This is a genomic window from Shewanella sp. MF08487, from assembly GCF_050848685.1.
GTDB classification, from domain to species: Bacteria; Pseudomonadota; Gammaproteobacteria; order Enterobacterales; family Shewanellaceae; genus Shewanella; species Shewanella glacialipiscicola.
Window position 1 is genome coordinate 1 of the sequence record NZ_JBOZPB010000047.1, and the last position, 6912, is coordinate 6912.

4 protein-coding genes are annotated in these 6912 nt (G+C 46.5%); 2 read left to right on the forward strand and 2 right to left on the reverse strand.

Annotated elements, in window-relative coordinates; translation table 11 throughout:
- Window positions 1-276: 276 nt before the first annotated feature.
- Together ACRN9H_RS19365 and ACRN9H_RS19370 are read left to right on the forward strand one after the other, a co-directional pair.
- Complete coding sequence (locus tag ACRN9H_RS19365; RefSeq protein WP_342190880.1) at window positions 277-789, forward strand: hypothetical protein; 513 nt, start codon at window positions 277-279, stop codon at window positions 787-789.
- A 577-nt stretch (window positions 790-1366) separates the two neighbouring features.
- Entirely contained in the window at window positions 1367-2401 is a 1035-nt protein-coding gene (locus ACRN9H_RS19370) for a transposase (RefSeq protein ID WP_263149258.1), read from the forward strand.
- Between the two features lie 232 nt (window positions 2402-2633).
- Here the strand turns inward: ACRN9H_RS19370 and ACRN9H_RS19375 are convergent, their stop codons facing one another.
- A complete protein-coding gene (locus ACRN9H_RS19375) occupies window positions 2634-3863 on the reverse strand; it encodes a DEAD/DEAH box helicase (RefSeq protein ID WP_263149265.1) in 1230 nt (409 codons plus the stop codon).
- A gap of 88 nt (window positions 3864-3951) precedes the next feature.
- Entirely contained in the window at window positions 3952-6594 is a 2643-nt protein-coding gene (locus ACRN9H_RS19380; RefSeq protein WP_263149267.1) for a bifunctional diguanylate cyclase/phosphodiesterase, read from the reverse strand.
- Between the last annotated feature and the right edge of the window lie 318 nt (window positions 6595-6912).

Here is a 6912-nt window from a genome sequence, read left to right on the forward strand (position 1 = left end):
TTGGAGGTACTCAGGCGGCCTGATTATCAAATCACGGAGAAAGAATTGCTGGCGGCCTGGGTATTATTCGCCAATCAGTTGCTCAAATATGGCTATGCTATGGCTGATTTATGAGGGGATCCTTCAGAGCTTGGCCTCTAACTTGCTTATTAAAAATGTGCAGTAATTAGATTGAGTTCAAACGCCCGGTAGCGCCATTTAACCGCACAGCATTAACATCAAAGGTGACAAAGGGACTTAATCGCAACCACTGGGTCATACGTAAAGGAATCGGACATGAGCACCATCAACCCCAATAGCTATACCATTGCTAAGAACTATGCCAATGTGGCACTCACACAACTCAAATCGAGCCAGAGTAGCCAAGCCAATAATTCATCTTCAATTACGACATCGGATTCAGCGGCAAGCCAAGATACAGTAACGCTCTCTTCTACTGCGCCTGTTGCAACAGCCGATACCTATAGTCACCTCGCGCCCAATGTCAAACAAGGCTATACGGAGAATGTACAAGCCATTGCTGGAACCCCTGAACCAGAAAAACCAACCAATAGACTAGAAGAAGCAATGCAGGCAATTCTCGATAAACGCACAGGCGTGGATAGGGAAAAACTGAAACAACTCGAAGAGAAAATGGCCAAAATAGCCGCCGATAACACTTTATCCGAGGAAGAAAAAGCCAACCAAATCGCATTACTTCAGGCTCAAAAAGTCGAACTGATTAAAGAAGCCAGCGAGAAAAATGAAGAGCGGCAGCGTAATAACCCGGCCGAAGTGTATTACAGCTAATTGTCTGGATATAAATGGCTCTCTAAAACGCAATGGCCCCAAAGCAAGATGGCTGAGTTACGCGTATTGCACATTAATTGTCATTGCTTCCCCAGTGACACGCCGTGAACTCGTCCCTGAGGGCTCTACTAAAACATCCATGTTTTAGAAGGTCACTGGTGCAACAATGCCAATCTTAACGACCATTTAACTGTTCATCCGACTAAAAAGCTAATGCCCCAAAGCCAGTTAACACTGTTATTCATTGCCATTGTTTCCACAGTGACACGCCGTGAATATATCCATATAGGCTCGACGGCGACATCCATGTCGCCAACGGTCACTGTTGTAACAGTGGCAATCTTAGCAACCATTGAACTGTTCATCAGGCTAAAAGTTTTTGCCCCATGGCTCGTTAGCTCAATCGAAAATTTCCACTCCTGCTGCCATACAAATTCTTATCTATTTGCCTATGTTTGGCTTTACCAGAAATCGACTAACAAAGCGGGCAAAGCGGGGACAGGCATATCTTTTTGTATTTTTAAGCCCTCTCTACTAGGCTTTAAATTATCCTGATTTTGTCTGTGTGGAGTGTGTGATGACTTCGGCCAGAAGACAGTTAATTGATGCCAATGCAACGCCCTTCTATCATGTGATAAATCGCTGTGTTCGTAGGGCTTTTTTATGTGGTGAAGATAAACTCACAGGTCGCAGTTACGAGCATAGACGCGGCTGGATTGTGGATAAAATCAAGGCATTATCTGCGATTTTCTGCATCGATATCTGTGCTTATGCGGTGATGAGCAATCACTATCATTTAGTGCTTAAAATTGATGTCGACAAGGCCAAATCATTAACGCAAAAAGACATTATCAACCGCTGGTGCCAAATCACTAAGGGCCATGCTGTCGCGACTAAGTATATGAATGGTGATGCTTTAATCGACGGTGAAGCGATGTTACTCGATGCATTACTCGCCGAGTGGCATGAACGACTGAGCAGTATCTCTTGGTTTATGCGCTGTTTAAATGAAGAAATTGCCCGTAAAGCCAATCGTGAAGATGAGTGCAAAGGTGCCTTTTGGGAAGGCCGATTTAAGTCGCAAGCGCTGTTAGATGAGCAAGCTCTGCTGGCTTGTATGATGTACGTCGATTTAAATCCTATTCGAGCAGGTATTGCCGACTCTTTGCAATCCTCTGATTTTACATCGATTCAGGAGCGGGTTAACTCGCTAAACTCACCCAATAACACAATAAACACCCCAACATTACCAACAGACTCCTCAACCAATCAACCTCATATTCCCCACAAATCTCTTGCCCAATTCGATGGTGCAGCACACCTGAATGAGCAAACGGGTATTCCGTTTCATTTTGTTGATTATCTTGAGTTAATAGATTGGACAGGCCGCGCCATTCGCCTTGATAAGAAAGGTTATATCGATAATCAGCGACCAAAACTGCTCAATGAATTAGGCATTTCGCCCGATGCGTGGCTCACTTCAGCCAAAGAGTTTCGTCGTCAATACAGTGGCATAAGTGGTCGATGGGATAGCATGTGCGAGTTTAAGAAGCAGCACAACAGCGGCAAATGGTGTAAAGGCAAAGCCTCAAGCCAAGCGTTACATCCTTAAGTTCGTCACTGCTCACGATTCAGCTCTTGGGATTATTTTTGTTTATCCGAATAAAGATAATTCCGTGAAAACTCAGCACGCTTTTGCCCCAAATCGTGCTAGGTATTCTCTTAAAGCCTGCAGGTTACGTTAATGCTAAAAGGTGAGCCAAGGTGATTGGCGAGACGACCCGGCAAACGCTAAAATCCTAACAACTTAAGGCTTTGTCCTCTTGGCTAAAATTGACCTATGCTTAACGCTTTTTACCGCCGAGGGCGCGTTTTTTAGCGCGCTGTTTTTGGGCGGCTTTACTGTTGCGTCTGGGCTCTGGGGCCATTTTATTAAAATCGGGTTCAAAACCTGGATACCATTGCTGGGGCAGGCGCTTATCAAGCACTGCCTCGACTTCTTCGAGCAATAAGGCATCCTCTTGACTAAATAGGGTAATGGCTAGACCTGCATTACCCGCTCGACCTGTGCGACCGATACGATGAATATAATCTTCGGCAATAAAAGGTAGTTCAAAGTTGATGACATATTGTAATTCAACAATATCCAGCCCCCTTGCCGCCACATCGGTCGCCACTAGCACTTGGATTTTGCCCTGTTTAAAATCCTGTAGTACTTTTTCCCGCGCCCCCTGGGACAAATCGCCGTGGAATGCTTGGGTGGCAATGTCGAGTTTATTGAGTTGCAAGGCGAGTTTATCCACGCCCTGTTTAGTGCGGCTAAAAATAAGCACTTGATGCCAATTTTGACTGCGAATTAAATGACTTACGAATTCAGTTTTACGGTCGCTATCTATAGCATAAACCCGCTGCTCCACCTGCGCGGCCGTGGTATTGCGTTTCGCCACTTCAATCCATTTAGGCTCACGCAGCAAACTTTTACTCAAAGTGAAAATAGCATCGTCTAAGGTGGCGGAAAACAAGAGGGTTTGTCGCTCCGCTGGCACTTGTTTGAGTACCGCCTTTATTTCATCCATAAAGCCCATATCGAGCATGCGGTCGGCCTCATCAAACACCAACACATTCAATTGGTTAAGATTGAGCGCGCCTTGACGTAGATGGTCGAGCAAACGCCCAGGTGTCGCAATAAGTACATCGATTCCCGCCTTAAACACCTCGACCTGTGCATCGATACTCACACCACCATAGGCGATCCCAATCCGAATATCGGTACCTTTCGCATATTTAACAAAGCTTTGCTGAACTTGAACCGCAAGCTCCCGCGTAGGGACCAACACTAAGGCACGTATATACCTTGGAGCGTCCTTCGCTAAAGGGGCCGCCATCAGTCCATGCAAAATCGGTAAGGCAAATGCGGCCGTCTTTCCCGTCCCCGTTTGTGCACCCGCCATCAGATCTTGTTTTGCCAAAATCACAGGAATAGCCTCAACTTGGATAGGTGTCGGTTGCTGATAGCCGAGTTCGGCTAAGGTGTTCACTAATTGGGAATGCAAAGAAAGGGAGCTGAAAGACATTGGAAATCACCACAAATCATAATGGGCCAATGTTAACAGACTGGCCAAGGTGCGACTAGCCGCAAGGTCGAGCCGCATAGCATGGCAATCACTCAGGACTGACGAAAAATGCCTCTAGTGCACTCGGTAACTGGGGCCGACTAAAGAGATAGCCCTGGGCTTGATCGCACAGATTTTGTCTTAGAAAATCCGCCTGCTCCTCGGTTTCAACCCCTTCGGCAATGATCTCTAATTTTAGGGCGTGGCCAAGGGCAATCACAGCCTTCGCAATGGCAGTATTATTGGTATCGAAGGGAAGATCACGCACAAAGGATTGATCGATTTTAAGCTTATGGATCGGCAACTTATTCAGATAGTTCAGTGATGAATAGCCTGTACCAAAATCATCCACTGACAATTCAATGCCCAGCTCCCCAAGCCGCTTTAAATCTCGGATAGCCAGATCAGGATTTTGCATCATCACGCTTTCAGTGACTTCTAATTCTAAGTGTTTAGCAGGCAAGCCTGTTTTCTCTAATACCCGTTTTACATCTTCAACAAAAGTGCTGCGTTGTAATTGCTGGCCCGCGACGTTCACGGCGATGCGCCCAAAATGGCGGCCTTCGGCAAGCCAAGTAACACCTTGGCGGCAGGCCGTTTCAAGCACCCACAGGCCGATATCGTGAATAAGGCCAACCTTTTCGGCTACGGGAATAAACACCGCCGGTGATATTTGCCCTAATTGCGGATCATTCCAGCGCAGCAGCGCCTCAAACCCCACGGTTTTACGGGTTGATAAATCCAGTTTTGGCTGGTACATCAAATACAAAGCGTCCTGGGCAATGGCACCATAGAGGGCGTTCTGTAGCTTTAAATGCTCGAGGGATTGTTTGGTCAAAGATTCAGTGTAGAAGGCAAAATCATTGCGACCCTCATTCTTTGCCCGATACATGGCCGCATCCGCATTGCGCAATAGGGTGTCGGCATCGGCTCCATCATTCGGGTAGAGTGAAACGCCCATACTCGCGGTCAACCTTAAGTGATCACCTGTGCTCACCACAAAAGGTTGCTCAAAAACCTGGCGTAATTGATTGATGGCATGGGTGGCATCCTCATCATTTTGGATGCCAGAGATCAATGCGACAAACTCATCACCGCCAATACGCGACAGCACATCCTGATCACGCACTTTGCTACGCAGTCGCTTCGCTAACTCCACCAGCATCTCATCACCTATGCTATGGCCAAAACTGTCGTTAATGTGCTTAAACAAGTCGACATCGATAATCACAGTCGCAAGTTGTGCATTCAGGCGCTTAGCGTGCCTCACCTCTTGTTTTAACTGCATCATTAACTTCATTCGATTCGGCAAATGCGTCAGGGGATCGAAATAGGCTAAATGGGCAAGCTGGGCTTCACTCTGCTTTTGTGCAGAAATATCTGAAAACACCGCCACAAAATAACGAATATCACCCACATCGTCGTAGATAGTGCTGATAGTGATATTTTGCGGGAAGATAGTGCCATTCTTACGGCGATTCCAGATCTCGCCGCTCCACTTACCAGTCTCTAACAGGGCATTCCACATGGCATCGAAAAACGCTTTATCATGGCGATCCGAATTGTACAGCCGTGGGTTTTGCCCAAGCAATTCCTCACGGGAGTAACCCGTTATTTCGTAAAAGGCACCATTCACATCGGTGATATTGCCGTGCCTATCGGTCACGACGACACCTTCTACCGAGTTTTTAAATACATTCGTTGCGAGTGTAAGTTGCTCTTCTACTTCCTTATGTTTAGAGATATTGCGCGTCATGCCAATCACGCCCGCTAACTGACCCTCTGCGGTGAAGGCGGGCATTTTTAGGGTTTCTAACCAGAGGTGTTTTGCCTGCTCACCACCATCTAAACATTCGGCAACGATAATAGGGGTGCCCGTTTCAATGGCCAGCCTGTCACCATCGAGGAAAATATCAGCAATATCTTTACCGAATAATTCAACATCTGTTTTGCCCACAATGTCACTGCGCGGCATTTCCCAGGCTTTTTCCACACTCAAATTACAGATAGTGTAAACCCCATCGATATTCTTGACCCAAATATGCTCCTCAAAGCTATCGATAAAGGTTTGTAAATCGAGCACTTGTAACTTGCTCTGCTCGCCGCGGGCCAATGCTTCATCGGCCCTATGTTGACGTAGGATTTCCGTTAAACTGAGCTGAATACTGTTGACGTTAAGCTGGGCAAGTTGCAGTGACTTATCCGTTAAATGATGTGGCGCACTATGGTACAAACACAGGGCGCCAAAACTGGCCCCCGATGGCCATAGGATCGGCAAGCAAATCAGGCTGCCTAAACGGCAATAGGGTTGCCAAAACGGATCCAATGAAGTGTCTGTCACTAAGGGCCTAGCCACTAACTGCGGCGAGAGCTGCGTTTTGGCATTAGAGACCATAACTTGATGACTATGGAAGACACTCGGTTGATCGACAGGCTGAGTGTGGGAGATATCCGCGACTTTACTATGTGGGGTGGCGGTTTGTTGGAGCTTAAAACCATGGTGGGCATTAAGTTGAGCGAGTATCGATGCAATATCCTCATCCGCGGCGGCCATCGATTGTAACAATAGGCTCAATTGACCCGAGTCATTACGGGCGAAGATAAGCCCATGGCATGCAGACATCTCTGCGACTAAGTTTAAGTCACCTAACCAACTGTCTTGCTGTGGTTGTGGAATAATCACATCAATCATATAGTTGCCAATCAACGCCTTGTTACTGCTTAATGTTGACTTACTCTGAACTCTCAAAGCGCCCTTATACACAGACACAGAAAATGAATACCAGTCACCAGATCTTAGGTTCTTGTCAGTGCACACCCTTTGCTAAAAAGACCAAGCGTGGCACTGCATCATATCAGCAATTATCAGTATAGAGGCCAAACCCTGAAGAATCCCCTGATGATTTACAAATAAATCATCAAATTAGGGTGGAAGCGCATCTTGTTGCATGATCAAATGGTTTCGCCAAAAACTACACTTGGACAACAAGATGCGCGAAGCCAATATCCT